This window comes from Ancylobacter sp. FA202 (genome assembly GCF_000380205.1).
In the GTDB taxonomy this organism is placed as follows: domain Bacteria; phylum Pseudomonadota; class Alphaproteobacteria; order Rhizobiales; family Xanthobacteraceae; genus Ancylobacter.
Window position 1 is genome coordinate 3489551 of record NZ_KB904818.1, and the last position, 25678, is coordinate 3515228.

Below are 25678 nucleotides of genomic sequence, written 5' to 3' on the forward strand. Positions count from 1 at the left end.
CCGCCGCGCCGTCGAACCCGATCCGTTCCGTTTCTCCGAGCCCGCGGCGCGCCTCGCCGGCGGCGCGCTCTGGCCAGGGAGGCCCTCCATGGCGACGCAAGCCTCACGCATTGCCGGCCGGCTGATGCTCTCCCCGGCGGTTCTGCTGCTGTTCCTCTGGATGATCGTGCCGCTGGGCATGACCATCTATTTCTCCTTCCTGCGCTTCAACCTGTTGATGCCGGGCACGGAAGAGTTCACCGGCTTCGAGAACTACAGCTATTTCTTCACCGATCCGGCCTTCTGGCCGGCTCTGGTCAACACGTTGACGCTCGTCCTCGGCGTGCTGGTCATCACCGTCGTCGGCGGCATCGCGCTGGCGGTGCTGCTCGACCAGCCCATGTGGGGGCAGGGGATCGTGCGCATCCTCGTCATCGCGCCGTTCTTCGTCATGCCGAGCGTGTCCGCGCTGGTGTGGAAGAACATGCTGATGAACCCGGTGAACGGGCTGTTCGCGGCGCTGGCGCGGGCGCTGGGGCTGCAGCCTATCGACTTCTTCGCCAGTGCCCCGCTCGCTTCCATCACCGCCATCGTCGCCTGGCAGTGGCTGCCCTTTGCGACGCTGATCCTGTTCACCGCGATGCAGAGCCTCGACCGCGAGCAGATGGAAGCGGCCGAGATGGACGGCGCCGGCCCGATCTGGCGCTTCGTGCACCTCACCGTTCCGCATCTGATGCGGGCGATGACGGTGGTGGTGCTGATCCAGACCATTTTCCTGCTGTCGGTCTTCGCCGAAATCCTCGTCACCACCAATGGCGGTCCGGGCACGGCTTCCACCACGCTGACCTTCCTCGTCTACATGCAGTCCATGCTGCAGTTCGACGTCGGCCTGGGTTCGGCGGGCGGCATCGTCGCGGTCATCCTCGCCAATATCGTCGCGATCTTCCTGATGCGGATGATCGGCAAGAACCTGGAGGCATGAGATGGCACGCGAGGCTTCCAAGGGCCACAAGGCCGCCGTCACGGTGCTCGCCTGGGGCGTGGCGCTGCTGATCTTCTTCCCGATCCTGTGGACCTTCCTCACCTCGTTCAAGACCGAAGGCGAGGCGATCAACTCGCACCCGTCCTTCCTGTTCTTCGAGTGGACGCTTGAGAACTACGAGACGGTAAACCAGCGTTCCGACTATCTCGCGCATTTCTGGAATTCGGTGGTGATCTCGGTCGGCTCGACCGTGCTCGGGCTCATCATCGCCGTGCCAGCGGCGTGGTCGATGGCCTTCGTGCCGGGCAAGCGAACCAAGGACATCCTGATGTGGATGCTCTCCACCAAGATGCTGCCGGCGGTGGGCGTGCTCGTGCCGATCTACCTGCTGGCCCGCGACGCCGGCCTGCTCGACACCAAGACCGGTCTCGTCATCGTGCTCACCATGGTGAACCTGCCGATCATCGTGTGGATGCTCTACACCTACTTCAAGGAAATCCCCGGCGAGATCCTCGAAGCCGCGCGGATGGACGGGGCGACGCTGTCCTCGGAAATCCTCTATGTGCTGACGCCTATGGCGGTGCCGGGCATCGCCTCGACGCTGCTGCTCAACGTCATCCTGGCCTGGAATGAGAGCTTCTGGACGCTGAACCTGACGGCGGCCAGCGCCGCGCCGCTCACCGCCTTCATCGCCAGCTATTCCAGCCCGGAAGGGCTGTTCTACGCCAAGCTTTCAGCCGCCAGCACCATGGCCATCGCGCCGATCATGATCCTGGGCTGGTTCAGCCAGAAGCAGCTCGTGCGCGGGCTGACCTTCGGCGCCGTGAAATAGGGAGAGACTTATGGGCGAGATCGTTCTTTCCGAGGTCCGCAAGTCCTTCGGCGGCGTGTCGATCATCCAGGGCATCGACCTCGTCATTCCCGAGGGCGAGTTCGTGGTGTTCGTCGGCCCCTCGGGCTGCGGCAAGTCCACCTTGCTGCGCCTCATCGCCGGGCTGGAGGACACGTCGTCCGGCACCATCTCCATCGACGGCAAGGACGCGACGAAGCTGCCGCCGGCCAAGCGCGGCCTCGCCATGGTGTTCCAGAGCTACGCGCTCTACCCGCATATGAGCGTGCGCAAGAACATCGCCTTCCCGCTGCGCATGGCCGGCCTGCCGGCCGAGGAGCAGCAGCGCAAGGTGGAGGCAGCGGCGAAGGTGCTGAACCTCACCCCCTATCTCGACCGCAAGCCGAGCCAGCTTTCCGGCGGCCAGCGCCAGCGCGTCGCCATCGGCCGCGCCATTGTGCGCGAGCCGGCGGCGTTCCTGTTCGACGAGCCGCTGTCCAATCTCGACGCGGCGCTGCGTGTCTCGATGCGGCAGGAAATTTCCGAGCTGCACCACACGCTCAAGACCACGATGGTCTACGTCACCCACGACCAGGTGGAGGCCATGACCATGGCCGACCGCATCGTGGTGCTGAATGCCGGGCGGATCGAGCAGGTGGGCAGCCCGCTGGAGCTCTATCGTTCGCCGGCCAATTTGTTCGTCGCCGGCTTCATCGGCAGCCCGAAGATGAACCTGATCGAGGGCGCGGAAGCGGCGAAGCATGGTGCCCACACGCTCGGCGTGCGCCCTGAGCATATCGACATCGCCGAGGACGGGCCATGGAAGGGCATGGTCGGCCTGTGCGAGCACCTCGGCTCCGACACCTTCCTCAAGGTCGAGGTGGAGGGCGTCGGCCAGATCAATGTCCGCGTCGGCGGCGACGTGCCGCTGCGCCATGGGGCCTCGGTCAGCCTGAGACCGCAGGCCGACAAGCTTCACCGCTTCGACGCCGCCGGCAAGGCGATGGCGTAAAAGCGCGCGCCTCTGCCTCCTTCGCCTGAGATAGGGCGCCCGGCCGTCGGCCCCGCCTTCAACGTCGGCCATCCCCCATGGCGCGACAACCGGAAGACCTGAGAGATGACGACCCCCGCCCCCGCGCTTCCCGCTTATGACCGCGCCCGCCTGACGCCGGGCATCGTCCATATCGGCCTCGGCAATTTTCACCGGGCCCATCAGGCGGTCTATCTGGACGACCTGTTCGCCCTCGGCGAGGGGCATGACTGGGCGATCATCGGCGCGGGCGTGCGCCCGGCCGATGCGGCGATGCGCGACGCGCTGAAGGCGCAGGACTGCCTCTCCACAGTCATCGAACTCGACCCCTCCGGCCGGCGCGCCCGCCGCATCGGCGCGATGATCGACTTTCTCCCCGTCGAGCCGGGCAATGGCGCGCTGATCGCCACCATGGCGCGGCCGGAAATCCGCATCGTCAGCCTGACCGTGACCGAGGGCGGCTATTTCATGGATTCGGCCGGGCGGCTCGACACCGGCGCGCCCGCCATCCAGGCCGATGCGGCCAGCCCCGACGCGCCGGAGACGGCGTTCGGCGCCCTTCTCGCCGCGCTGAAGCGTCGCCGGGCAGCGGGTGTGCCGCCCTTCACCGTGATGTCTTGCGACAACCTTCCCGGCAATGGCCATGTGACGCAGCAGGTGGTGGTGGGGCTGGCCCGGCTGTCCGACCCGGACTTCGCCGCCTGGGTCGAAGCCCATGTCGCCTTCCCCAATGGCATGGTCGATCGCATCACCCCCGCCACGGGGGAGCGCGAGCGCGCCATGGCCGCAGCGTTCGGGCTCATTGACCCGGTGCCTGTCACCTGCGAGCCCTTCCGCCAATGGGTGCTGGAGGATCATTTCCCCGCCGGCCGCCCGGCGCTTGAAAAAGTCGGCGTCGTCTTTACCGAGCATGTCCACGCCTATGAGGCGATGAAGATCCGCATCCTCAATGGCGGCCATGCCATCATCGCCTATCCCGGCGGGCTGATGGATGTCGATCTCGTCCACGAGGCGATGGAGGAGCCGCTCATCTCCGCCTTCCTCGACAAAGTGGAGCGCGAGGAAATCATCCCGATCGTGCCGCCGGTGCCGGACACTGACCTCGCCGCCTATTACGCCGTCATCCGCGAGCGTTTCGCCAACCCCGAGGTGGCGGACACGGTGCGCCGGCTCTGCCTCGACGGCTCCAACCGCCAGCCGAAATTCATCGTCCCCTCGATCCGCGATAACCGCGCCGCCGGCTGCCTGCCCACAGGGCTGATTCTCGAATCCGCCCTGTGGTGCCGCTATTGCGCCGGGGGGAGCGACAGCGGGGCGGTGATCGCGCCGAACGACCCTAATTGGGACGAACTGACCGCCCGCGCCCGCGCGGCGAAGGAGGATCCCGCCGTCTGGCTCGCCATGAGCGAGGTCTATGGCGATCTCGGCAGCGATCCCGACATTGTGGTGGCTTTCGCGCAGGCGCTGCGCGCGCTATGGGCGAAGGGCGCCCGCGCCGTTCTCGACGACTATCTCGCGGGCTAGTCGGAACGCATCGGAGCCCGCCCATGTCCGCCCCCGCCACGCCCTCCGCACCGGTTCTGCTCTGCGCTGGCGAGGCGCTGATCGACATGGTGCCGCGTCCGACGCCGGAGGGGCAGGCCTTCCTACCGCTGCCGGGCGGGGCGGTGTTCAACACCGCCATCGCTGCTGCCCGGCTGGGCGTGAAGACGCGCTTCTGGTATGGCCTGTCGAACGACATGTTCGGCGTGCAGCTGCGTGCCGCCCTCGACGCGGCCGGCGCCGATGCCAGCCTGTGCGTCCCGGTGGACCGCCACACCACGCTGGCCTTCGTCACGCTGGTGGAAGGGCAGGCGCGCTATCTCTTCCTCGACGAGAACACCGCCGGTCGCATGCTCACCCCGGCCGATCTGCCTGATCTTCCCGACGAGGTCGGGGTGCTGTTCTTTGGCGGGATCAGCCTGGTGGGCGAGCCGGTCGGTTCGGCCATGGAGGCGCTGGCGACGCGCACGGCAGCGGACGGGCAGGGGCGGCTTATCGTGCTCGACCCCAATATCCGCCCCGGCTTCATCCGCGACGAGGCCATCTATCGCGCTCGCCTCTTCCGGCTGATCGCCCTCAGCCATGTGGTCAAGCTCTCCGACGAGGACCTGTTCTGGCTCACCGGGCCGGGTGAGATCGCGACCCAGGCGGAGCGTATCCGCGCCATGGGGCCGCGCCTTGTTCTCATCACGCTGGGGGCCAAGGGCGCCCGCGCGTTCGGCGAGGGACTGGACGTGGCCGTGCCGGGGCAGGCGGTGACGGTCGCCGACACGGTCGGGGCCGGCGACACCTTCAACGCTGCTTTCCTCTGCGCGCTGGTCGAGCGGGGACTGGCGACGCCGCGGGCGCTGTCGGGCCTGTCGGAAGACGTGCTCGGCGCGGTGCTCGATTTCGCCAGCCGCGCCGCGGCGATCTCGGTCACACGCGCCGGCGCCAATCCGCCCTGGCGAGACGAGGTGGCGACGGCGGACTGAAGGCAGGGCCATCTCTCCGGAACCCCCCGCCTGCGGGCGGCGTTGAGCCTGACAGGCAAAACGGGAGGAGAGTTCGCCATGATCCCCAGCCAGGCCGCCGCCATAACGCCCGGCTCGCCGGGTGTGCCGCCGATGCCGGATGTGAACCCGGTGCCGGACACGCCCCCCACCCCTGACCCGGCACCGATTCACGATCCGGTGCAGCCGCCGGTGCATGATCCCGACGTCCCCGAGATCCGCGATCCTGTTCCGCCCAATGTCAGTGATCCCTGGCCCGCCCCGCCGCCCCCGCAACAGGGGGCGGGCGCCGTTCCGGTTCTGGCGACGCCGCCGCGCGATCCGCCGCCGGATCGGCCGCAGCCGGGCATCGATGAGCCGGCGATGCCGCCCGACCAGGACCCGGACATCACCCCTGAGGTCGAGGAGCCGCTCGACGAGCCGACCGCGCCGCCGATCGATCTTCCTCCGCGCGACCCTGTGCCCGCGCCGATGTAAGCGCGCGGGGCGCTCGGAAAATCCGGGAACGACGGGCCGGGTTCAGTTGTTGATGTGATAGAGCGCGGCCTAAATCCGCCGCGTGCGGTGCCTGGCAATAGAGGGCGCCCGTATACCATCTCACATGGAGGAATTTACCATGGGTCTGTTCTCCAAGGACATCAAGACGATGGATGATCTCTTCGTCCATACGCTTCGCGACATCTATTATGCCGAGAAGAAGATCGCCAAGTCGCTGCCCGACATGATCGAGAAGGCGAGCGATCCTCAACTCAAGGCTGACTTCCAGAAGCACCTGTCTGAAACCGAAGGCCACATTCTTCGCGTCGAGGAAGTGTTCAAGATGCATGGCGTCGAGGCCAAGGCCGTCACCTGCCCGGCGATCGACGGCATTGTTGACGAGGCCGAGGAAATCTCCGGCGAGGTGGCGGACAAGCAGGTGCTGGACGCCGCGCTGATCGCGGCGGCGCAGGCGGTCGAGCATTACGAGATGACGCGCTACGGCACCCTCATCGCCTGGGCCAAGCTGCTGGGCCGGCCGGACTGCGCCAGCGTGCTGGCGAAGAACCTCGAAGAGGAAAAAGCCACGGACGCCAAGCTGACCAAGCTGGCGGAAGCCCGTGTCAACCTGCACGCTGCCGAATAAGAGCGTACACGCTGCCGGCACTCGCCCTCGGCGAGGCCGGCAGCGGCGCGATGCGGCAAGACGCGAGAGAGGAGGACGCAATGCCTGCCAAATCGAAAGCCCAGCAGATGGCCGCCGGCGCGGCGCTCTCCGCCAAGCGCGGCGAAACAGAGAAGAGCGAACTCAAGGGAGCCTCAAAGTCGATGGCGAAATCCATGACGGAAAAGGAGCTGGAAGAACTCGCCAGCACCAAGCGCAAAGGCAAGCCCGAGCGCGTGGACGACTGAAGGCCGGCTTGGGCCGGTAGCGCGGCGACCCGCAGTCATCATAGAGGTCGAAAATGGCACTCAGCAGCCGTGGCAAGCCGACGCGCTCCTATTTCACCCGCTTCGCCCAGTGGATATCGACCCAGGCCGGCAAGCCGGTGACTTTTGCCGGCGCGGCGGGTCTTATCGTGCTGTGGGCCCTCACCGGGCCCTTTGTCGGTTTCGGCGATACCTGGCAGCTCATCATCAACACCTCCACCACGATCATCACCTTCCTGATGGTGTTCGTGATCCAGAACAGCCAGAATCGGGACACGGCCGCGCTTCACATCAAGATCGACGAGCTGATCGCCCGGACCGAGGGGACGCGGCGTGTCCTGCTCGATCTGGAGGAGCTCGACGATGGGGCGCTAGAGAAGATTCGCGGCGAATATGAAGAACTCGCCCGCCGTGAGCGTGAGGGCGGCGAGGATGAAGCGGATGCGCCGGCCGGACGCGCCACCGGCCGCTTAGGCAAGCCCGAGGCGGAACGCGGCCCGCGGCCGGCGCCCACCCCGGGCTGAGGCTGACCTCAGTCCTTCTCGCCCGACATCTTGCCGCCCCCACTCCTGTCCTTGCCGGTGGAGCGCTTGCGATTGGTATAGCGGGCATTGCCAAGGCCGGTGCCGATGGTCAGCACCCCCCAATGCGCGACATCCTGCATGAAGGGCACCTCGCTTAACCCCTGCACCACGGCATCATTGTGCATCACCACCGTGGTCTCGTTGCCGGCGATGGAGGGGATGGCCTCCCATAGTGCCGAGGGCAGGTTGAAGCGCGAGCTCTGCCAGTTGCCGGGAAGGTTCTGCGCGCCATTCTCGATGGTGCCGTCGCCGGCGATCGAGCCGGGGCACCCGACGCCGATGAAGGGCGCGAGGCGCAGATCGTCCTTCTTAGCCTGTGCGATCAGCTTTTCCAGCATGCCGACCAGCGTTGCGACAGCCTCCTCGCGGCTGGGTTCTTCATCGCCATGGCGCCACAGCTCGAAGCTGCGCACGCGGGCCTTGGAGAGGTCGTCCGCCTTGTCGAGGTTGAGCCTGACGATGCCGCAGCGAATGTTGGTGCCGCCGATGTCGATGGCCAGAATATTGTCGAAGCTGGTGAACATCCAGCTTGGGGCGAGATGCGCCGCGCCGATCAGCCCGGCCTCGTCGGGCTCGTGCCGGATCGGACGCAGCTCGATATCGATGCCCTCGGCACGCGCCAGAAGTTCCGTCCGCGCCACCGCGATCTCGGCGAAGCGGCCGGCCTTCAGCCCGCCGCCGATGACGACGCGCTGGGTGTCGCGCCATTCCTTGCTGCGCAGCAGACGGCGGAGCACGGCGAACAGCTCGTTGGCGTATTCCTCGATGGCGCTGTGGATGATGGCCTGCTCATGCGGCTTGCCGTTGGCCAGGGCGTCGTCGATCACCGTTTTGGACAGCTCGGCTGTCGGCGTGTCGCCGAGAACTGAGAGCTTGCGGTCGCCTAGATCACGCCATCGGTCGAAGATCTCGAAAAAGGCGGCGCGGCGGGCGCGGTCGCCGATAAAGCCATCTTCGTCGCGCAGCTGAGCGTTGAACGCATCCACCGTCACGCCGGTCAGCGTGGCGGCGCCGTGCACCGCCACATTCGGCGGTGTCTCCTTGGTCTTGTGCTCCGCGCTCTTGGTCTGCGCTGCGCTCTTGGCCATTCCCATGCTTCCCATTCGCTCTCGCTTCATCGTGTCGAGAACGAATGAGGACGATCGGGCGTTCCATCGCCCGGTAGGAAGATGGTAGCGACCGGCTTAGGACCGCTTGCGACGGCCGGGTGATACCGGGGCGGGTGCCGGCGCTTCCGTGATGGTCGATTCCGCGCTGGCCTTCTTCGGCCGGGCCGCCTTCGGCTTCGCGGCGGCCACCGGTGCCGGCTCCGGCTCGGCGGCCGCCTCGGGCGCGGCTTCCACTTCGGGCGCGGCTTCCAATTCGGGCAAGGCTTCCGATTCGGTCGCGAGTTCCGTGTCGGCAGCAGCCTCAGGCTCACTCCCGGCCTCTGGCAGTTCGTCTTCCTCCATCACGATCGCGACGGCGCGGAACCAGTGCTCTCCGTCGCGGCCATGAGGATATCCCTCTTCTTCCCAAAGCCGGTAGGCCCATTCACGGATACGCGTCTCTCGCTCGTTCATGGCGGGTCCCCTGCAACAGATCGTCCAGCGTGAACCGTTCGGCACCGCTGCGCTATAGGCAAGGTGCCCCACTCCGATGAAAAGCAGAAGACGGAAGACGACGTATGGACTCTTCGTCGCGGTGAGCTGAAGCGGGGCGCCTCAGTCCCGCAGACTGCGATAGGCGGCCTGCAGGGTCTCGAACGCCTTGAAGCGGCGTGCGTGCCAGTCGCGCGTCTGCGCCCCCGGCGGATACACCACCTCGATCTGCGACATGGAGGCCATGGCATCGGTGAAGCTGGTATAGCGGCCGGCGGCGACGGCGCCGAGAATCGCCGAGCCGAGCAGCACCGGCTCGGGTGATGACGTGGCGGCGATGTTCACCTGCGCCGCGTCGGCGAGCACCTGACGCACCAGCGGGCTCTGGCCGGCGCCGCCGGAAATCACCACGGTCTCGGTGCGCGCGCCCTTAGCGGCCTGAGCGTCGAGAATCTGGCGCAGCCCGTAGCCGATACCCGCCAGCCCGGCCATGTAGAGCCCGACCAGGCTGTCGAGCCCCTCATCCATGCCGAGCCCGGCGATGATGCCGCGCGCGAGATGGTCGGCAAAGGGGGCGCGGTTGCCGAGAAACTCCGGCACCACATGCAGCGTGCCGGCGAGCTCGGCAATGGCGCCGGCGCCGCCCGCCGCCTCGGCGCGCTGGGCGAGCCAGACATTGAGGCTCTGCCCCGCGCCGCGCGCCAGCTCAGCGGCCTGGGGTGCTGCGGGATGCAGCCGCACCAGCCGGTCGATAGCCGCGCCGGCGGCGGACTGGCCGCCCTCGTTCAGCCAGACATCCGGCACCATGGCCGAGAAATAGGGCCCCCAGACGCCGGGCACGAAGGCAGGCTCGGTGGTGGTGAGCAGGGTGCAGGCCGAGGTGCCGAACACATAGGCCATGCGGCTGAGCACGTCGCCACTGCCGCCGCGCGCACCCACCGTGCCAATGCCGCCGGCATGCGCGTCGATCAGCCCTGCCGCCACGGCGATGCCCGGCGCGAGGCCGAGTTCGTCCGCGGCTTCGGCCGTCAGCCCGGCACCGAGCGGTGTGCCGGCGGCGACGATCTCGGTCCCGATACGGGCAAAACCCTCATCGGCCAGCGCACCAAGGCCGATCTTGCGGAAATAGTTCGCGTCCCAGCGCTGCTCATGGGCGAGATAGGTCCATTTGCAGGTGACGGTGCAAACTGAGCGGGCGAGGCTGCCGGTGGCCTTCCAGGTAAGGAAATCGGCGAGGTCGAGGAACTGCCAGGCGCCGGCAAAGGTGGCGGGAAGTTCCTCGCTCAGCCAGAGCAGCTTGGGCGTTTCCATCTCCGGCGAGATCGTGCCGCCGACATAGTCCAGCACCGGGCTGCCCAGCGCGTTGATGCGATCGGCCTGGCCGGTGGCGCGGTGGTCCATCCACACGATGACATTGCGGGCGGGGTCGCCATGCCGGCCGACGGGGAGGGGATGCCCGCCCTCGCCAAGCACGACCAGCGAGCAGGTGGCGTCGAAGCCGATGCCGGCAATGTCGGCCGGCGCGAGCCCGGCGGCGGCCAAGGCCTCCTTCACGCAGGCGCAGACGCAGGCCCAGATATCGTCGCTCGATTGCTCGACGATATCGCCCGCTTCCTTCCACATGCGGATGTCGCGCTTGGCGACGGCGAGCTGCCGTCCGTCCGCATCGAAAATGCCGGCGCGCACGCTACCCGTGCCGACATCGATTCCCGCGAAGCATCCGCCCATGGCCTAGAGGTCCGTTCCGTTCGGCACGATCACTAGATCGCGTATGGTCACGTTACGCGGTCGCGTCAGCATGAAGATGACGCAGTCCGCCACTTCCTTTGCTTCCATCAGGGCGCCGGAGGCAAGCGCCTCGTCGAGCTTGGCCTGTGGCCAGTCCTTGATGAGGGCGGTGACGACAGGCCCCGGTAGCACCGCGCCGACGCGGATGCCGTGCTTGGCCACCTGCCGCCGCGTGGTGTGGACGAAGGCCTGCACGGCGAATTTCGAGGCGGTGTAGATCGGCTCCCACACCACCGGCACCACGCCGGCGATGGAGGAGGTGAACAGCACGTCGCCGCTTCCGCGCTCCACCATGTGCGGCAGCACCGCCTGCACGGTGCGGAAGGCGGCGTTGATGTTGAGGTTCAGCACCCGGTCCCACACGTCGGGGTCGCCTTCCACCACGTCGCCGCCGATATAGGCGCCGGCATTGGCGTGGAAGATGTCGAGCTGCCCGCATTTCTCGAGGATCTGCGGCAGCATGGTGGCGACGCTCTTGGGGTCGAGCAGATTGACCACGACAGGCACCGCCTTCGGGCCGAGCTCAGTGCAGAGCGCGGCGAGCGTGTCGGCGGCGCGGTCAACGAGGGCGACGGTGGCGCCCTCGTTGAGCATGGCGCGGGCGCATTCGAGCCCGATGCCTGACGCTGCGCCTGTTATGGCGGCCACCTTGCCTTCAAGCCGGTTTGCCATGTGAGACTCCGATGGGTTGGTAGACGCCCGATCGAACGGGCGGAAGAAGCTCGTCTCTTTCCTCTCCCCGCGGGGGAGAGGTGGCCCGCGAAGCGGGTCGGTGAGGGGGAATCGGGGCCTTCTTATGGGCGAACCGGCCCCTCACTCCAACCCTCTCCCCGGCGGGGAGAGGGGGTAGGGCGCCGCCTCAGCCCGGCATCACGATCTGCAGCTTCACGTCGGTCGGCAGGCCCTTGGCGGCGCGGTCGAACGCCTCGATGCTGCGGGCGAAGTCGAAGGTCTCGGAGACCAGCGGCTTGAGATCGACCTTGCCGGAGGCGATGAGGTTGACCGCGCGGTCGAAATTATTGGCGTAGCGGAACACGGTCTCGATCCGCGCTTCCTTGATGATCGCCGCCGCCACGTCGAACTTCGTCGTCTCCACCGGCATCCCGATCAGCACCAGCGTGCCGCCGGGGCGGACGATATCGAAGATGCCCTCATAGGCGCGCGGCGACCCGCTGGCCTCGAACACCACATCCGCGCCCCAGCCCTCGGTTTCCTCCGAGACCACCTCGGCGAGCGGCCGCTCGGTGATGTTGACGGGGTGGACGCCCGGATACTGGCCGGCAATCGCCAGCTTCGGCGCCGAGAGATCGGAGATGTAGACGCGCGAGCAGCCGCCCGCCAGCGCCGCCAGCGCCGTCATGATGCCGATCGGGCCGCAGCCGATCACCACACCGACATCGCCGGGGGTGATGCGGGCGCGGGTGGCGGCCTGCAGGCCGACCGCGAAGGGCTCCACCATCGCGCCTTCCGCGAAGGAGACGTTGCCGGGCAGCTTGTAGGTGAAAGCGGCGGGGTGGACGACCTCGGGGGTCAGCACGCCATGGATCGGCGGCGTCGCCCAAAAGCGCACATCCGGATCGACATTGTAGATGCCGAGCTTGGTGGCGCGCGAATTCATGTTCGGCACGCCCGGCTCCATGCAGACCCGGTCGCCGACCTTGAGGTTCTTCACGTTGGCTCCGACCGCCGTGACGACGCCCGCCGCCTCATGGCCGAGCACCATGGGCTCGCGCACCACGAAGGAGCCGATGGCGCCATGGGTGTAGTAATGCACGTCGCTGCCGCAGACGCCGACCGTGTGGATGGCGATCTTGACGTCGTCCGGGCCGACCTCAAGCGGGAGGTCGATGTCGCGAAGGGAAAGCTCGCCCTTCTTTTCGAGAACCAGTGCCTGCACCATGGGGCGTGTCCTGCTGGAGTGTGCCGTCGTCGGGAGTGCTCAGGGCCCTTTCCGATCAGGTGAAATCACCTGATCGATAAGAAAGTGCCATGTAATCAATAAGCTAGAGCATTTTCTGGTCGCGAAAGTCTGTCAACTTTCGCGGAAAATGCTCTAGAGAGCGAGGCCGGCAACGTCGAAGAGATAGATGTGGGAGGGGTCGATGCCGAGGGTGAGCGCGTCGCCCGGCTTCAGGTTCGGCCGGCCGGCGGTCAGCGCGATGATCGGCTCGCCTTCCGAACGGGCGTAGAGCTGGGTCGAGCCGCCGAGGCTCTCGGCGAAGTCGAGGGTGAGCGCCAGCACCGGGTTGCCGGTGTTCACGGTGAGGTGCTCGGGCCGCAGGCCCACCGTCACCGCCGCGCCGACCTTGGTGCGGGCGGCGGCGGGCGTGTCGAGGGTCAACCTGCCGCCGGCGAAAGTGGTGTGCTCTAGCGCCAGGGTGCTGCCGGTGATGGAGGCGACCTTGGCATTGATGAAGTTCATCTTCGGCGAGCCGATGAAGCCGGCGACGAAGGTATTGGCCGGCGTGTCATAAAGCTCGGTGGGCGAGCCGATCTGCTCGACGAGCCCGGCGCGCAGCACCACGATGCGGTCGGCCAGCGTCATCGCCTCCACCTGATCATGGGTGACATAGACCATGGTGGCGCCGAGCGCCCGGTGCAGCTTGGCGATCTCCACCCGCATCTGCGAGCGCAATTCGGCGTCGAGATTGGACAGCGGCTCGTCGAACAGGAACAGCTTGGGGTGGCGCACGATGGAGCGGCCGATGGCGACGCGCTGGCGCTGGCCGCCGGAGAGGGCACGCGGCTTGCGCTCCAGCAGCGCTTCCAGCTGCAGGATGCGGGCGGCTTCCAGCACCTGCGCCTTGATCTCCGCTTCCGGCTTCTTCGCCATCCGCAGGCCGAACGCCATGTTCTCGAACACGCTCATATGCGGGTACAGCGCATAGGACTGGAACACCATGGAGACCTCGCGCTTGGCGGGTTCCTCATAGGTCACTTCCTTGCCGTCGATGTAGAGCTCGCCCGAGCTGACATCCTCCAGCCCCGCGATCATGCGCAGCAGGGTGGACTTGCCGCAGCCCGAGGGACCGACGAACACCACGAACTCGCCCTTCTCGGCCTCGAAGCTGACGCCCTTGATGACGGCGGCGTCGCCATAGTTCTTCTTGATGTTGTCCAGTCGCAGGAAGGTCATCGTGCAGTCTCCAGATAGGCCGGCCGCGAAGGTCCGGTGGCCGTCCATCAGCTCTTGAGCAGCGCGTCGGCGCAGCGTTCGTCCGTTACTAATCGGTTCACATAGCCCGCCCGCAGGATCGCCCGCACGATCGGCACCTTATAGAGGCCGCCCGAGGCGAGGATCGAATGGCGCACCGGGTTCAGCTCGTGCGGGGCCAGCGAGAGCACGCGCTCGTTCAGCGGGTGGTCCACCGGGCGCCCATCGGCATCGAGGAACATGCCCAACAAGTCGCCCACCGCGCCGGCGGCCCGCAGGCTGTCGAGGTTTTCCGAAACGGTCTGGGTCTGCACCAGCAGGGAGCGGGTCGTCATGTCGCCGCAGGAGAGCAGCGCCACGTCCACGGTGCGCGCGCGGCGCATGGTTTCGCTGATCCCATGATGCGAGAGCAGCATGGTGCGGCTCTCCGGGGTGGGGAAATAGAGCGGCGCGGCGAGATAGTAGCATTCGGCCGAGATCGCGCGGGCAAAGCCGGTGGCGACCTCGAAAGTGCTCGACCCCGAGCCGCGCGTGAGCCCGCCCATGACCGATGTCACCCAGCTCTCCGCCATGGGGCGGGCGGTAACGCGCTTGAGCCCGGCGGCAAGCGTCTTGCCCCAGCCGACGCCCAGGCCCATGCCGTTCTCCAGCAGACCGTCGAGCATCCCGCCGGCGGCCTCGCCGATCACGCGCTGCTGCTCGGTCTCATCAGGCAGGGAAGGGACGACGCTGACATGGGCGAGCCCGAACTTCGCCTTCAGCCGCTCCTCGGCCTCGATGCAGTCGGCCATGGGCAGGCGGATGTCGATGAAGACCGAGCCGTCGGAGCGCACTTGGCCAAGTATCTTGTTGGTGCGCAGGCGCGTGAGTCCGAGCTGGTCGGCAATCTCCTGCTGGGTCAGGCCGCCAATGTAATAGAGCCAGGCGACCCGCGCACGGATTTGCGCCGCCTCCATCTCCTGCGTGCCCACTGGCTTGCCGCGCTCGCGCCCGCTACCGTTCATCCCATCCCCCTCAGGCCAAAGTCTGCGTGAGGCGTGCGCAGGTCGTCTCCAGCGCGCCGAGGATCGACCGGCTGTCCTGCTCGAAGGGATAGAACACTTCGAGGAAAACCGGGCAGGTGTCGGTGCCGGTGCGCCGAAGCAGCGCCGCAGCCTCCAGTGGATCGACCTTGCCGGGGACGGTGAAGTCCCAATGGCGGTCGAGCGCGAAATCGGTCTGCTGGATGTGTACGGCGGTGGTGACGTCGGCGAGTTCCCGCAGCCAGGATTCCATGCCGTCTGTCACGTCGCCATAAAGCGGCGCAAAGGTGGCGTGGCCCCAATCGATGCACAGCCGCCACGGCACCGCGCTGTCCGCCACATCGTCCATCATCTGCCGCGCCTGTCCGATGGTCCACGGCCATTCCCGGCGCAGCGGCGTCGGCTCGACATAGAGTTCGCTCAGGCCCTCTGCGGCGGCGCGCTCGCCGAGCCGGTGCAGGCGGGTGATCAGTTCAGCGTAGTCGGCCGGATCAAGCGCGTCCGCCTCGCTGCAGTCGAGTGTGGCGGGGATGGCGCCGAGCGGGCCGCCGACGCGGGGAATGCCGGCCAGCGCGGCGAAGCGATAGGCGCGCCCGAGCCAGTATTCGGCGTAGTTGCGCACCGCCGGATCGGGGTGCAGCAGCTGGTTGAAGCTGTAATGGGCCAAGCCGATGAAGGCGCTGTGGATGGTGACGCCCGCCGCTTCCGCCGCGCGCCTTATGTCGGCGGCGTGGCGGTCGACGATGGCGTCCGGCCACATCGGGTCGACGAGGTCGAAGGAGAACTGCACGAGGTCGAGCCCGAGCCGCTCGCGCACGATGCGCGTCCACAGCTCCGGCGTCACCCAGCGCTTGGTGCAGAAGCCGAGATTGATGCCGAAGCGGATCGGCGCCGGGGAGTCCGTCACTTGGTCGCTCCCATTGTCAGGCCGCGCACCATGTGGCGCGAGACGATGAGGGCGAAGATCGTCACCGGCAGCACGATCACCGTGCCCGTGGCCATGATCTTGCCCCAGGGCAGCTCATAGCCGGACATGAAGCTGGTGGCGACGACCGGGGCGGTCTGCACGGCGCGGCGGGTCAGCACCAGCGCATAGAGCAGCTCGTTCCACGAGAAGATGAAGGAAAAGATCGCCGACACGGCGATGCCCGGCGCGCCAAGCGGCAGGTAGATCTTGCGGAAGATGGTGAACTGGTCGGCGCCATCGAGCCGCGCGGCCTGTTCGAGATCGGCCGGGATCGACTTGAACTGGTCGGTGACGATCCACACCACGATCGGCAGCTGGAAGGTGAGGTAAATGAGGATCAGCACCAGATGGGTGTCGAGCAGCCCGGTCTGGATCGCCAGCAGATAGACCGGCAGCGCCAGCACGATCGGGCTGATCATGCGGTTGGAGATGAACCAGAACCACAGGTCCGACTTGCCGCGAAACTCGTAGCGGGCGAGCGCGAAGGCGGCGGGCGCACCGAGGATCACCGCGAGCAGGGTCGAACAGGTGGCCACGATCAGCGAGTTGATGATCGCCCCGCTCACCTTCGTGTCCGCGAAGATCTCGGCATAGTTCTGCAGCGTCGGGGTGAAGAACCACACCGGCGGCGAGGACAGGATGTCGGCCTGGGTCTTGAAGCTGGCTGACACCATCCAGAAGAACGGAAACAGCGTGAAGATGACGACGGCGGTCAGGCCGAGGGCGTGAAGCAGCTTGCCGGACGAGATACGCATCAGTGAACCTCGCGGTAGAGCAGGCGGATATAAAGCCGGCTGATGATGATGGTGAGGATCAGCAAGAGGATCGCCTGCGCCGATGCCGTGCCGAGATCGAAAATGCGGAAGCCCACGCGCTGGATATAGATCGAGATCAGGTCGGTGGCCGAGCCGGGGCCGCCGCGCGTCATCACGAACACCATGTCGAACAGCTTGAGGACGTCGGCCGAGCGCAGGATCATCACCGCGGTGAGGCCGGGCAGCAGATAGGGCAACTGCACATGCCGCAGCAAAGCGAGCTTGGACGAGGTTTCCAGCCGCGCCGCCTCCTCGATCTCGCCCGGCACCATGGACAGGCCCGCGAGAAAGATGAGGGCGCAGAACGGCGTCCACTGCCACACATCCATGATGACGATGGCAGCGAAGGCGCCGTCCTGGGTGGAGAGCCAGTCGATCGGGCCAAAGCCGAAGATGCTCAGCGCCTGGTTAGCCACGCCAAAGTCTCGGTTGAAGATGAGGCGCCCGACGAGGCCAACCACAGCGTAGGTGGTGGCCAGTGGGACGACCAGTGTGACTCGTGCGAGCGACTTCAACAGCCCCATGCCCGGCTTGTGCAGCAGCAGCGCGATGGCGAGGCCGAGCACCACCTGGATCGGCAGCACGGCGACGTAGAACTTCGCGGTGAGGAACAGCGAGGACCAGAAGGTGCTGTCGGTCAGCACGTTCACATAGTTCTCGAAGCCGACGAACGGAAAGCCTTCGCGCGGGCGGGTGATGTTGTAGCGGCGGAACGAGGTGACCAGCGCGAAGATGGTCGGGTAGATGCCGATCAGCAGCAGCGTCAGCACGGCCGGGGCAAGAAACCACAGCGGCGTCCAGCGGCCATAGCCCCGGTTGGGCTTGCGTCGTGCGGCGGATGTCGCGGCCTCGCTCATGGCGTTTTCCCTGTCGCGTCTTGCTGGGGCGGTGTGCGGAGAAACCTCTCCGGTCACTCCAGATTCGTATGGTTGGCGCGCATCTGCGCCGGCGTCACGCCCAGCCGCTCGCGCAGGCCGAGGATCAGGATCTCGAACAGCACATAGAGCGCGCCCTCATAGAGCGAGCCCATCGGCAGCACGGAGGTGGCGGCCGCGCCCTGGTCGCTCGCCATGGTCTGCGCCGGCACGGTGAGCACGCGGTCGGCACGGGCGGCCGCAGTGCCGTTCGGCTCGGCGGTGACGAGAAGCGTGCGGGCGCCGGCGGCGCGGGCTTCGCCCATCAGCGCGGAAACGGTCGAGAAGTCGCCCGGCCCGGCGGAGACGACCAGCAGGTCGCCCGGTCCGACCGGCGGCGCGGTCATGTCGCCCACCACGGCCGCCTTGCAGCCAAGATGATAGAGGCGCATGGCGAGGCCCTTGATCTGAAGGCCCTCGCGGCCAACGCCATACAGCGCGATGCGTCCGGCGCCTGCCAGTTCGGCGATGGCCCCGTCCAGCTCGTCGCCGCGCACCTTGTCGAGGCAGGCGCGGATCTCGTCCAGCGCCCGGCCGTGGAGAGTGGTCATGTCATCGGGTCCCGGAACAGTCCGCAATGAAAATGGGCGGATGCCGCTTCGCGGGTTGCAGCATCCGCCCGGAGGCCGGCGGCGCGGGAGAGAGGCCCCGCCGCCGGCTTCAACTCACTGAAGGAGCTTCTTCTTGCCGTCGTAGTAGCCTTCCTTGCCGAGGATGGCTTCCATGCGGGTGCCGATCTCCTTGGACCCGCCTTCGACGGTGACTTCACCCAGCATCATCTTGGAACCCCACTCGGCGACGATCTCGGAGATCGCCGGCCAGGCCGGGAAGCGCGGGCGATATTCGGGAACGCCGGCCTGCCAGGAGGCGACCATCGGCTCGACGAACTTGTACTTCGCCTTGATTTCCGGGTCGTTGTAGACGGCCATGCGGCCCGACACGCCACCGGCTTCGACATAGGCCTTGGCGATGTCTTCCGAGGTCGCCCACTGGATGAACAGCCAGGTGGCCTTCTGCTGCTCGGGAGTCGCCTGCGCGGCGACGGCGAGCGAGAAGCCGCCCAGCGCGGGCAGGCGGCCGGCCGGGCCGGCGGGCTCCGGCGCCACGGCGAGGCAGTCGCCGAGCTTGGAGGTCGCGGGGTCGGCGAGGGTGGAATAGAAGGCCGACCATTCGGTGATCATCGCCACCTGGCCCTGGGCCAGCGCGTTCACCGATTCCGCGTGATCGAAGGAGACGACGCCGGGCGGCTGGTACTTCATCAGGTCCTGGCGGAACTGCAGGCCGGCCTGGCTCTCCTTGCTGAGCAGGTTCGACTTGAATTCCTTGTTCAGCAGCGAGCCGCCGAAGGGCCAGAGGAAGCGCATGAAGCTGTCGGCCGACTGGGTCTCGCCGCGGCGCGACTGCAGCGCATAGGCGAACTCGTTCTTCGACTTGTCGGTGAGCTTGGGACCGTAGACGGTCATCACCTCTTCCCAGGTCGCCGGCGGCTTGTCGAAGCCTGCTTCCTTGAGCTTGCAGGAATTATAGAACAGCAGGCCGGAATAATTGTCGAAGGGCAGGCCATAGACCGTGCCGCCCCAGGAGCCGAACGCTTCCAGCAGCAGCGGGAAGAAGCCGTCGAGCTTGAGGTTGGGGTCGGTGATCGCCTTGTCCTTGGCGAGATCGTCCACCGGCACCAGCCAGCCATTCTCGGCGAACTCGCCGATCCATACGAGATCGACGAGAGCCATGGTAAGGTCGCCCTGCGAGGTGAAGTTCAGCACTTCCTTCTCGCGCGCGTTCTCATAGGGAACGATTTCGTAATTGACCTTGATGCCGGTCTTCTTCTCGAATTCGGGCAGCAGCTTGATGATGGCGCGGTAGCCCGGACGATCGAGGAAGATGCCGTTGACTTCAGTGCCCTTGAGGGGCTTGGCCGCCTCTTCGAGCCAGTCCGCCATCGCCGCCACCGGCATGGCCGCCGTTGCCGCCGCGAGGGCGACGACGCTGGCGCAGATTTTCAATGCACGCTTCATGGTTTCCTCCTGAAATGGCGCAGCGCCACGGTTCGGGCGAGGCCGACATGCGGACGGTTGAAAACCGTCTCTCATCATTGGCGGAGGCGTGGAGCCGTCGCCGGCGCCGCTTCCTTCCGCAGTTCCGCCGGACGTGCCGGCCTCAACCCGCGCCGGCGCTTTTCGAGAAGCCCGGCCGCGACAACAGCACTGTCGTCGACGGGAAACCGATACATTTGTAATCTGAAATATGCAATAGCATCACAGGCGACGCGGTGGCCGAAGCGTGGCAGTCAACAAGCGTGGAGACAGGCAGGATGGCAGCGGAGCATGACGACGGAATGGAACCGCTCCGCGCCCGACAGGCGGTTGCCGAGACGCTGGCACGCGGGGCAGGGGCGCGGGCGCGCAAGTTCTTTCTCCAGCGCGACACGCTGCACCCGGAGCTGAAGTCCGATTCGCAAGATCTCGTCAGCGAGGCCGACCGCAGCATCGAGGCCTGGTTGCGCCGGACGATCAGCCGGCATTTCCCGGGCGACGGCATTGTCGGCGAGGAAGAGGCGGCAACGGAGGGCACGTCCGGCTTCGTCTGGGTGATCGACCCAATCGACGGCACCATGCCGTTTCTCGTCGGCCAGCCGAACTGGACGGTATCAATCGGCATCGCGCGGGGGACGGAACCGGTCGCCGGCGTGATCTACGCTCCTATGCTGCGCGAGCTTTATTCCGCCGTCGCGGGCGGTGGCGCCCGGCTCAACGGGCGGGCGCTGGCGATGAACCCGGACTGGACCATCGCCTCCACCACCATCGGTTTCGGCGCCACGCAAAAGGCGTCGCCCGCCGAAGTCGGTGCCTTTGTCGAAGGGCTCTATCGCGAGGGCGGCGTGCTGTTCCGCGTCGGCTCGGGGGCGCTGATGCTGGCCTATGTCGCCGCCAACCGCCTCGCCGGCTATTACGACCCGACGCTGCATTGCTGGGATTGCTGGGCCGGCATGGTGCTGGTGCGCGAGGCCGGCGGGCTGGTGAGCTTCGAGGGCGATTTCACCCGGCCCGGCGCCATGTGGGCCGGCAATGCCGTCGTCCACGCCGCGCTGCTGCGGCTCAGCGGGCGCGAATAGGCGCGGGCGGGGATGGCGGGGCTGCGCATTCGGTCATCTCTACTTCGAACAAGGTCAATCAACCGGCTCACCTGTCGATAGGCTTTCCCTTGCGATGCCGGTCTGCGGCATGATCGCCAATCGAGGGAACAGCCATGATTTCACGCCTGCTCGTGACGTGCGTCGCCTTGTCCGCCACGCTCATGTCGTCCTCCGCCTTTGCCGTGGACCCCGCTTCCTGCGCCAAGCCGCGCTTCTCCGATGTCGGCTGGACCGACATCACCGCGACCACGGCGGTGGCCGACGAACTGCTCACCCATCTCGGCTACAAGCCCGACGTCGCCGTGCTCTCGGTCGCCATCACCTTCAAGGCGCTGGAGAATGGCGACCGTGACATCTTCCTCGGCAACTGGATGCCGTTGCAGGAGCCGACACAGGTTCCTCTTGTGAAGGCCGGCAAGATCGACGTGGTCGCCACAAATCTCGACGGCGCGCGCATCGGCTTCGCCACCTCCAAGGCGGCCTATGATGCCGGGCTGAAGACCTATGCCGACATCGCCAAATTCAAGGACAAGCTGCAGGGCAAGATCTACGGCATCGAGGCCGGTAGCGGTGCCAACGCCACCATCTCCAAGATGATCACCGAGGACACGTTCGGGCTGAAGGGTTTCGATCTGGTGGAATCCAGCGAGCAGGCGATGCTTACCCAGGTCGGCCACCGCATCAAGCAGGGCGAGCCGGTGGTGTTCTTCGGCTGGCGGCCGCACCCGATGAACGTCAACCTGCCGATCGAATACCTCACCAATGGCAATGACGTGTTCGGGCCCAAGGATGGCGGCGCCAGCGTGCTGACGCTGACCCGGCCGGGCTACGTCAAGGACTGCCCGAATGTCGGCAAGCTCCTGGAGAACCTCGTCTTCGACGTGGCGATGGAAGATCGCCTGATGAGCGACATTCTCGACAAGGGGATGCAGCCCGATGCCGCGGTGAAGGCGTGGATGAAGCAGAACCCGGCGGCGGTCGAGAAATGGCTGGCCGGCGTGACGACGCTCGACGGCAAGCCCGGCGCGGCGGCGGTGAAGACGGGCCTCGGCCTCTGAGCCTTTTACAATCGCTGACGGCGCGCCGCGGAGGGCGGCGCGCCGAACTGCCGCCGGAACGCCCGCGACAGCGAGGCGATGGCGGAAAAGCCGGTGCGCTCGGCGATGTCGGCGATCGGCAGATTGGTGTCGAGCACCAGCCGCCGCGCCGCCTTCAGCCGCAGCGTGACGTAATAGGCGCCGGGCGACACATCCACCGTTTTAACGAACAGCGTCTCCAGCCCCCGCGTCGACACGCCCACCCGCCGGGCAATGGCCGCTACGGTGAGCGGGCGGTCGATATGGGTTTCCATCAGCCGGATCGCCTCGGCCACGCGCGGCTCGTGCTGGCGAATGCGGCCGAGCGAGACGATGGGCTGCACGTCCGAGCCCGCGCGCACTTCCTCATAGATGTAGAGGCTGGCGACATCGAGCGCGGCGGAATAGCCGTGCCGGGCGCGGATCAGCGCCAGCATGCAGTCGAGCGCCGGGGTGGCCCCGCCTGTCGTGAACACCGGCTCGTCGATCACGAAGCGGTCCGGTTGCACGTCGGTTTCGGGGAAGCGGGCGGCGAAGTCCTCCAGGTCCTCCCAATGGGTGGTGGCGCGGCGCCCCTCCAGCAGCCCGGCGAAGCCCATCAGCCATGAGCCCGACTCGATGCCGCCCGTGGCGGACGAGCGCTTGGCGCCGGCGCGGATCGCCTTGAGGATCGGCGGGGTGGCGAAGCGCGCCGCCTCGAAGGCGGCCACCACCATCAGCACGTCCTGCCGCGCGCCGGCATCGAAGGCGCCGTCCACCGGGATCGGCAGGCCGCAGCTGGCTGTCGGCATCTGGCCGTCCATCGACACCAGCTTCCAGCGAAAGGCCAGCCGCCCCAGCACGCGGTTGGCGCCGCGCATCGGGTCCAGCGTCGCCGCCAGAGAGAGCAGCGACAGGCCGGGAAACAGCAGCAGCGTGACATCGAGCGCGTCGTCGGCGGGGGCAAAGATCATGGCTTCGCAGAATGAAAAATCGATTGCGTAAATAGTTGCGTCACGACTTCGCTTTGCCGTCAAGCTCCGTTCACGCTTTCAGGAACCCCGCCATGCCCCTGCAGATGAATCGCGATGTCTTCATCACCTGCGCCGTCACCGGCGCCGGCGACACCACCGGCCGCTCCGCCCATGTGCCGATCACCCCGCGAGAGATCGCCGACAGTGCGATCGACGCCGCCAAGGCCGGCGCGGCGGTGGTGCACTGCCATGTGCGCGAGCCCGAGACCGGCGCCGCCTCGCGCCGCCTCGAGCTCTATCGCGAAGTGACCGACCGCATCCGCTCGGCCGAGGTCGACGTGGTGCTGAACCTGACCGCCGGCATGGGCGGCGATCTCGTTTTCGGCGGCGTCGAGGCTCCGTTTCCACTCAACGAGAAAGCCACCGACATGGCCGGCGCCACCGAGCGCGTCGCCCATGTCGCGCAATGCCTGCCGGAAATCTGCACGCTCGACTGCGGCACGATGAACTTCAATCTCGGCGACTATGTCATGACCAACACGCCGTCCATGCTGCGCGAGATGGCGCGGCAGATGACGGCGCTGGGCGTGCGCCCCGAAATCGAGGCGTTCGACACCGGGCACCTCTGGTTTGCCAAGCAACTCGCCGAAGAAGGGCTGATCGAGGACCCGGTGCTGATCCAGCTGTGCATGGGCATTCCCTGGGGCGCGCCTGACGATCTCAACACCTTTATGGCGATGGTCAATAATGTGCCGGCCGGGTGGACCTTCTCCGCCTTCTCCATCGGCCGCAACGCCATGGCTTATCCCGCCGCGGCAGTGCTGGCGGGCGGCAATGTGCGGGTCGGGCTGGAGGACAACCTCTATGTCGGCAAGGGCCAGCTCGCCACTAACGCCCAGCTGGTCGAGAAGGCCGCTAACGTGTTGACGAATATGGGGGCGCGGATCATCGGCCCGGCCGAGGTGCGCGAGAAGCTGAAGCTGGTGAAGCGCTGAGGAGACGATGATGACGGCGACCCTTCCCGGGGGCCTTGCCCCCATCTCCCGCGCCGCTTGCATCGGCGGCGGAGTCATCGGCGGCGGCTGGATCGCCCGCTTTCTGCTCGCCGGCATCGACGTGAAGGTGTTCGATCCGCACCCCGACGCGCAACGCATTGTCGCCGAGGTGCTGGCCAATGCCGAGCGCGCCTATGGTCTGCTCACGGGCGCGCCGCTGCCCAAGCGCGGCCGGCTGACCTTCTGCGTCAGTGTGGCGGAGGCGGTGGCGGACGCGCAATGGGTGCAGGAGAGCGTGCCCGAGCGGCTCGACCTCAAGCGCCGCGTGCTGGCGGAGATCGACGCCGCCGCGCCGGCGGACGCGCTGCTCGGCTCTTCCACCTCCGGCCTCAAGCCGACCGATCTTCAGGCGGGGCTGACCCATCCCGGCCGGCTCTTCGTCGCCCACCCCTACAACCCGGTCTATCTGCTGCCGCTGGTGGAGATCGTCGGCGGCGCGTCAACCACGTCGGACACGGTTGCGCGGGCCAAGGCGGTGCTCGACGCCATCGGCATGAAGGGCGTGGTAATCGCCCGCGAGATCGAAGCCTTTGTCGGCGACCGGCTGCTGGAGGCGCTGTGGCGCGAGGCGCTGTGGCTGATCAAGGACGATATTTGCGACGTCGAGACGCTCGACGACGTGATCCGCTATTCCTTCGGCCTGCGCTGGGCGCAGATGGGCCTGTTCCAGACCTACCGTATCGCCGGCGGGGAAGCCGGCATGCGCCATTTCCTCGCCCAGTTCGGTCCGTGCCTCGCATGGCCGTGGACCAAGCTCACCGATGTGGTCGACCTCGACGACGCGCTGGTGGAGAAGATCGGCGCGCAATCCGATGCGCAGGCGGCCGGCCTCTCCATTCGCGAACTGGAGCGCATCCGCGACGAGAACCTTGTCGGCATCGTGCAGGCGCTGAAGGCGGGGCAGGGCGGGGAGGGCTGGGGGGCGGGCAAGCTCCTCAAGGAGTTCGAGCAGCGCCTGTGGGCACAGGCGGGCGCCGCGCCGGCCCCCGACACCTCCGCACCGCTGGCGCTGGTGGAGGCCCGCGTCTCGCCGGCCTGGATCGACTATAATGGCCACATGACCGAGCACCGCTATCTCCAGGTGTTCGGCGACGCTACCGACGCGCTGCTGCGGCTGATCGGCGTCGATCTCGCCTATGTCGAGGGCGGGCACAGCTACTACACGGTGGAAACCCATCTGCGGCATCTCGACGAGGCGAAGCTGGGCGAGGTGCTGGTCTGCACCACCCAGATCCTCGGTACGGATGAGAAGCGGCTGCATGTGTTCCACCGGCTCTATGCCGGTCCCGAGCGCCGCGAGATCGCCACCGGAGAGCATATGCTGCTGCATGTCGATAGCAAGGCCGGCCGCGCAGCCCCGGCCGCCGTGCAGGTGCGCGCGACCGTTTCGGTGATCGCCGCCGCCCATGCCGGGCTCGAGCGGCCCGTCGCGGCCGGTCGCGCCATCGGCCAGCAGGCGCCCGCGCCGACGGCGTGAGGGGGGGGCGTCGCCAAAAATACCGTCACGGCGTACCCTGTTGCGGGAACAGCGCACGGGCCCGTGCGTTTATCCCCGGCATCCAACTGGGGCTCTGGGAGACATTCGCATGGAAGACGCACAGATTGGCTGGATCGCCGCCATCATCATCGGCGGCCTGGCGGGCTGGATCGCCTCCGCCATCATGAAGACCGGCACGGGGATTTTCCTCAATATCGTCCTCGGCATCATCGGCGCGGCGATTGCCAGCTTCCTCTTCGGCCTGATCGGCGTCGGCTTCGGCGGCTGGATCGGCTATCTCGTTGCCGGCGTCATTGGCGCCTGCATATTGATCGGGCTGGTCCGGGCGATACGAAACTGACGCACCGGCCGACCGCACTAAATGAAGAAGGCGCGCTC

27 protein-coding genes are annotated in these 25678 nt (G+C 67.0%); 14 read left to right on the forward strand and 13 right to left on the reverse strand.

The annotated features are described in order from the left end of the window. Positions 1–88: 88 nt before the first annotated feature. The 9 genes from A3M1_RS0115925 to A3M1_RS0115965 all read left to right on the forward strand — a co-directional run bounded on the left by A3M1_RS0115925 (position 89) and on the right by A3M1_RS0115965 (position 7285). Complete coding sequence (locus A3M1_RS0115925; RefSeq protein WP_018389985.1) at positions 89–961, forward strand: carbohydrate ABC transporter permease; 873 nt, start codon at positions 89–91, stop codon at positions 959–961. A gap of 1 nt (position 962) precedes the next feature. Further along, complete coding sequence (locus A3M1_RS0115930) at positions 963–1793, forward strand: carbohydrate ABC transporter permease (protein ID WP_018389986.1); 831 nt, start codon at positions 963–965, stop codon at positions 1791–1793. A gap of 10 nt (positions 1794–1803) precedes the next feature. Further along, on the forward strand, positions 1804–2802 hold the full coding sequence (locus A3M1_RS0115935; RefSeq protein ID WP_018389987.1) for an ABC transporter ATP-binding protein: 999 nt from the start codon (positions 1804–1806) through the stop codon (positions 2800–2802). 105 nt (positions 2803–2907) lie between these two features. Beyond that, on the forward strand, positions 2908–4344 hold the full coding sequence (locus tag A3M1_RS0115940) for a mannitol dehydrogenase family protein (RefSeq protein WP_018389988.1): 1437 nt from the start codon (positions 2908–2910) through the stop codon (positions 4342–4344). Positions 4345–4367: 23 nt separating this feature from the next. Next, a complete protein-coding gene (locus A3M1_RS0115945) occupies positions 4368–5336 on the forward strand; it encodes a carbohydrate kinase (RefSeq protein ID WP_018389989.1) in 969 nt (322 codons plus the stop codon). A gap of 78 nt (positions 5337–5414) precedes the next feature. Beyond that, positions 5415–5831: a hypothetical protein gene (locus A3M1_RS0115950; RefSeq protein ID WP_018389990.1), complete on the forward strand. Its 417-nt coding sequence runs from the start codon at positions 5415–5417 to the stop codon at positions 5829–5831. Positions 5832–5970: 139 nt separating this feature from the next. After that, positions 5971–6477: a ferritin-like domain-containing protein gene (locus A3M1_RS0115955; RefSeq protein ID WP_018389991.1), complete on the forward strand. Its 507-nt coding sequence runs from the start codon at positions 5971–5973 to the stop codon at positions 6475–6477. Between the two features lie 80 nt (positions 6478–6557). Continuing rightward, the gene (locus A3M1_RS0115960; protein ID WP_018389992.1) at positions 6558–6743 is read left to right on the forward strand and encodes a DUF3008 family protein; all 186 of its coding nucleotides are present in this window, start codon (positions 6558–6560) and stop codon (positions 6741–6743) included. A gap of 53 nt (positions 6744–6796) precedes the next feature. After that, positions 6797–7285, forward strand: coding sequence for a low affinity iron permease family protein (locus A3M1_RS0115965; protein ID WP_018389993.1), 489 nt, complete (start codon positions 6797–6799; stop codon positions 7283–7285). An 8-nt stretch (positions 7286–7293) separates the two neighbouring features. Here A3M1_RS0115965 and A3M1_RS0115970 read toward each other — a convergent pair whose 3' ends face one another. From A3M1_RS0115970 to A3M1_RS0116025, 12 genes are all read right to left on the reverse strand, one after another. Beyond that, a complete protein-coding gene (locus A3M1_RS0115970; RefSeq protein WP_018389994.1) occupies positions 7294–8433 on the reverse strand; it encodes an ROK family protein in 1140 nt (379 codons plus the stop codon). A gap of 96 nt (positions 8434–8529) precedes the next feature. Beyond that, on the reverse strand, positions 8530–8907 hold the full coding sequence (locus tag A3M1_RS0115975; RefSeq protein WP_018964062.1) for a DUF2934 domain-containing protein: 378 nt from the start codon (positions 8905–8907) through the stop codon (positions 8530–8532). A 141-nt stretch (positions 8908–9048) separates the two neighbouring features. Continuing rightward, on the reverse strand, positions 9049–10653 hold the full coding sequence (locus A3M1_RS0115980; RefSeq protein ID WP_018389996.1) for an FGGY-family carbohydrate kinase: 1605 nt from the start codon (positions 10651–10653) through the stop codon (positions 9049–9051). A gap of 3 nt (positions 10654–10656) precedes the next feature. Beyond that, positions 10657–11385, reverse strand: coding sequence for an SDR family oxidoreductase (locus A3M1_RS0115985; protein WP_018389997.1), 729 nt, complete (start codon positions 11383–11385; stop codon positions 10657–10659). Between the two features lie 187 nt (positions 11386–11572). Next, a complete protein-coding gene (locus A3M1_RS0115990) occupies positions 11573–12610 on the reverse strand; it encodes an NAD(P)-dependent alcohol dehydrogenase (protein ID WP_026221345.1) in 1038 nt (345 codons plus the stop codon). Positions 12611–12766: 156 nt separating this feature from the next. Beyond that, positions 12767–13849: an ABC transporter ATP-binding protein gene (locus A3M1_RS0115995; protein ID WP_018389999.1), complete on the reverse strand. Its 1083-nt coding sequence runs from the start codon at positions 13847–13849 to the stop codon at positions 12767–12769. Between the two features lie 47 nt (positions 13850–13896). Then, entirely contained in the window at positions 13897–14871 is a 975-nt protein-coding gene (locus A3M1_RS0116000) for a sugar-binding transcriptional regulator (RefSeq protein ID WP_018390000.1), read from the reverse strand. A gap of 10 nt (positions 14872–14881) precedes the next feature. Next, on the reverse strand, positions 14882–15796 hold the full coding sequence (locus A3M1_RS0116005) for a sugar phosphate isomerase/epimerase (protein ID WP_018390001.1): 915 nt from the start codon (positions 15794–15796) through the stop codon (positions 14882–14884). Then, entirely contained in the window at positions 15793–16611 is an 819-nt protein-coding gene (locus tag A3M1_RS0116010) for a carbohydrate ABC transporter permease (RefSeq protein ID WP_018390002.1), read from the reverse strand. The genes A3M1_RS0116005 and A3M1_RS0116010 overlap by 4 nt, the downstream gene beginning before the upstream one ends. Then, on the reverse strand, positions 16611–17528 hold the full coding sequence (locus A3M1_RS0116015) for a carbohydrate ABC transporter permease (RefSeq protein WP_018390003.1): 918 nt from the start codon (positions 17526–17528) through the stop codon (positions 16611–16613). The genes A3M1_RS0116010 and A3M1_RS0116015 overlap by 1 nt, the downstream gene beginning before the upstream one ends. Positions 17529–17581: 53 nt before the next feature. Further along, positions 17582–18136: an SIS domain-containing protein gene (locus A3M1_RS0116020; RefSeq protein ID WP_018390004.1), complete on the reverse strand. Its 555-nt coding sequence runs from the start codon at positions 18134–18136 to the stop codon at positions 17582–17584. Positions 18137–18250: 114 nt separating this feature from the next. Beyond that, complete coding sequence (locus A3M1_RS0116025; protein ID WP_018390005.1) at positions 18251–19600, reverse strand: sugar ABC transporter substrate-binding protein; 1350 nt, start codon at positions 19598–19600, stop codon at positions 18251–18253. A 320-nt stretch (positions 19601–19920) separates the two neighbouring features. Between A3M1_RS0116025 and A3M1_RS0116030 the strand changes: the two genes are divergently transcribed. Beyond that, the gene (locus tag A3M1_RS0116030) at positions 19921–20697 is read left to right on the forward strand and encodes an inositol monophosphatase (RefSeq protein ID WP_018390006.1); all 777 of its coding nucleotides are present in this window, start codon (positions 19921–19923) and stop codon (positions 20695–20697) included. A 134-nt stretch (positions 20698–20831) separates the two neighbouring features. Next, positions 20832–21776 (forward strand): choline ABC transporter substrate-binding protein, encoded by a 945-nt coding sequence (gene choX, locus A3M1_RS0116035; RefSeq protein ID WP_018390007.1) that lies wholly within the window; start codon positions 20832–20834, stop codon positions 21774–21776. Positions 21777–21781: 5 nt separating this feature from the next. Here choX and A3M1_RS0116040 read toward each other — a convergent pair whose 3' ends face one another. Next, the gene (locus A3M1_RS0116040; protein WP_018390008.1) at positions 21782–22747 is read right to left on the reverse strand and encodes a GlxA family transcriptional regulator; all 966 of its coding nucleotides are present in this window, start codon (positions 22745–22747) and stop codon (positions 21782–21784) included. 92 nt (positions 22748–22839) lie between these two features. Here A3M1_RS0116040 and A3M1_RS0116045 point away from each other — a divergent pair, with 92 nt between their 5' ends. The 3 genes from A3M1_RS0116045 to A3M1_RS0116055 all read left to right on the forward strand — a co-directional run bounded on the left by A3M1_RS0116045 (position 22840) and on the right by A3M1_RS0116055 (position 25640). Further along, entirely contained in the window at positions 22840–23742 is a 903-nt protein-coding gene (locus A3M1_RS0116045; protein WP_018390009.1) for a 3-keto-5-aminohexanoate cleavage protein, read from the forward strand. Positions 23743–23752: 10 nt separating this feature from the next. After that, the gene (locus A3M1_RS0116050; protein WP_018964060.1) at positions 23753–25279 is read left to right on the forward strand and encodes a carnitine 3-dehydrogenase; all 1527 of its coding nucleotides are present in this window, start codon (positions 23753–23755) and stop codon (positions 25277–25279) included. Between the two features lie 109 nt (positions 25280–25388). Beyond that, the gene (locus A3M1_RS0116055; protein WP_018390011.1) at positions 25389–25640 is read left to right on the forward strand and encodes a GlsB/YeaQ/YmgE family stress response membrane protein; all 252 of its coding nucleotides are present in this window, start codon (positions 25389–25391) and stop codon (positions 25638–25640) included. Positions 25641–25678 lie beyond the last annotated feature (38 nt).

Bases quoted from the DNA above. Each gene is read 5' to 3' on its own strand.
- A3M1_RS0116000 (WP_018390000.1), bottom strand. From the start codon at position 14,871: ATGAACGGTAGCGGGCGCGAGCGCGGCAAGCCAGTGGGCACGCAGGAG.
- A3M1_RS0115950 (WP_018389990.1), top strand. From the start codon at position 5,415: ATGATCCCCAGCCAGGCCGCCGCCATAACGCCCGGCTCGCCGGGTGTG.
- A3M1_RS0115965 (WP_018389993.1), top strand. From the start codon at position 6,797: ATGGCACTCAGCAGCCGTGGCAAGCCGACGCGCTCCTATTTCACCCGC.
- A3M1_RS0115955 (WP_018389991.1), top strand. From the start codon at position 5,971: ATGGGTCTGTTCTCCAAGGACATCAAGACGATGGATGATCTCTTCGTC.
- A3M1_RS0116010 (WP_018390002.1), bottom strand. From the start codon at position 16,611: ATGCGTATCTCGTCCGGCAAGCTGCTTCACGCCCTCGGCCTGACCGCC.
- A3M1_RS0115940 (WP_018389988.1), top strand. From the start codon at position 2,908: ATGACGACCCCCGCCCCCGCGCTTCCCGCTTATGACCGCGCCCGCCTG.
- A3M1_RS0116045 (WP_018390009.1), top strand. From the start codon at position 22,840: ATGCCCCTGCAGATGAATCGCGATGTCTTCATCACCTGCGCCGTCACC.
- A3M1_RS0115985 (WP_018389997.1), bottom strand. From the start codon at position 11,385: ATGGCAAACCGGCTTGAAGGCAAGGTGGCCGCCATAACAGGCGCAGCG.
- A3M1_RS0115995 (WP_018389999.1), bottom strand. From the start codon at position 13,849: ATGACCTTCCTGCGACTGGACAACATCAAGAAGAACTATGGCGACGCC.
- choX (WP_018390007.1), top strand. From the start codon at position 20,832: ATGATTTCACGCCTGCTCGTGACGTGCGTCGCCTTGTCCGCCACGCTC.
- A3M1_RS0115935 (WP_018389987.1), top strand. From the start codon at position 1,804: ATGGGCGAGATCGTTCTTTCCGAGGTCCGCAAGTCCTTCGGCGGCGTG.
- A3M1_RS0116015 (WP_018390003.1), bottom strand. From the start codon at position 17,528: ATGAGCGAGGCCGCGACATCCGCCGCACGACGCAAGCCCAACCGGGGC.
- A3M1_RS0116025 (WP_018390005.1), bottom strand. From the start codon at position 19,600: ATGAAGCGTGCATTGAAAATCTGCGCCAGCGTCGTCGCCCTCGCGGCG.
- A3M1_RS0115980 (WP_018389996.1), bottom strand. From the start codon at position 10,653: ATGGGCGGATGCTTCGCGGGAATCGATGTCGGCACGGGTAGCGTGCGC.
- A3M1_RS0115925 (WP_018389985.1), top strand. From the start codon at position 89: ATGGCGACGCAAGCCTCACGCATTGCCGGCCGGCTGATGCTCTCCCCG.
- A3M1_RS0115975 (WP_018964062.1), bottom strand. From the start codon at position 8,907: ATGAACGAGCGAGAGACGCGTATCCGTGAATGGGCCTACCGGCTTTGG.
- A3M1_RS0115945 (WP_018389989.1), top strand. From the start codon at position 4,368: ATGTCCGCCCCCGCCACGCCCTCCGCACCGGTTCTGCTCTGCGCTGGC.
- A3M1_RS0115970 (WP_018389994.1), bottom strand. From the start codon at position 8,433: ATGGCCAAGAGCGCAGCGCAGACCAAGAGCGCGGAGCACAAGACCAAG.
- A3M1_RS0116020 (WP_018390004.1), bottom strand. From the start codon at position 18,136: ATGACCACTCTCCACGGCCGGGCGCTGGACGAGATCCGCGCCTGCCTC.
- A3M1_RS0116055 (WP_018390011.1), top strand. From the start codon at position 25,389: ATGGAAGACGCACAGATTGGCTGGATCGCCGCCATCATCATCGGCGGC.
- A3M1_RS0115960 (WP_018389992.1), top strand. From the start codon at position 6,558: ATGCCTGCCAAATCGAAAGCCCAGCAGATGGCCGCCGGCGCGGCGCTC.
- A3M1_RS0116050 (WP_018964060.1), top strand. From the start codon at position 23,753: ATGACGGCGACCCTTCCCGGGGGCCTTGCCCCCATCTCCCGCGCCGCT.
- A3M1_RS0116040 (WP_018390008.1), bottom strand. From the start codon at position 22,747: ATGATCTTTGCCCCCGCCGACGACGCGCTCGATGTCACGCTGCTGCTG.
- A3M1_RS0115930 (WP_018389986.1), top strand. From the start codon at position 963: ATGGCACGCGAGGCTTCCAAGGGCCACAAGGCCGCCGTCACGGTGCTC.
- A3M1_RS0116030 (WP_018390006.1), top strand. From the start codon at position 19,921: ATGGAACCGCTCCGCGCCCGACAGGCGGTTGCCGAGACGCTGGCACGC.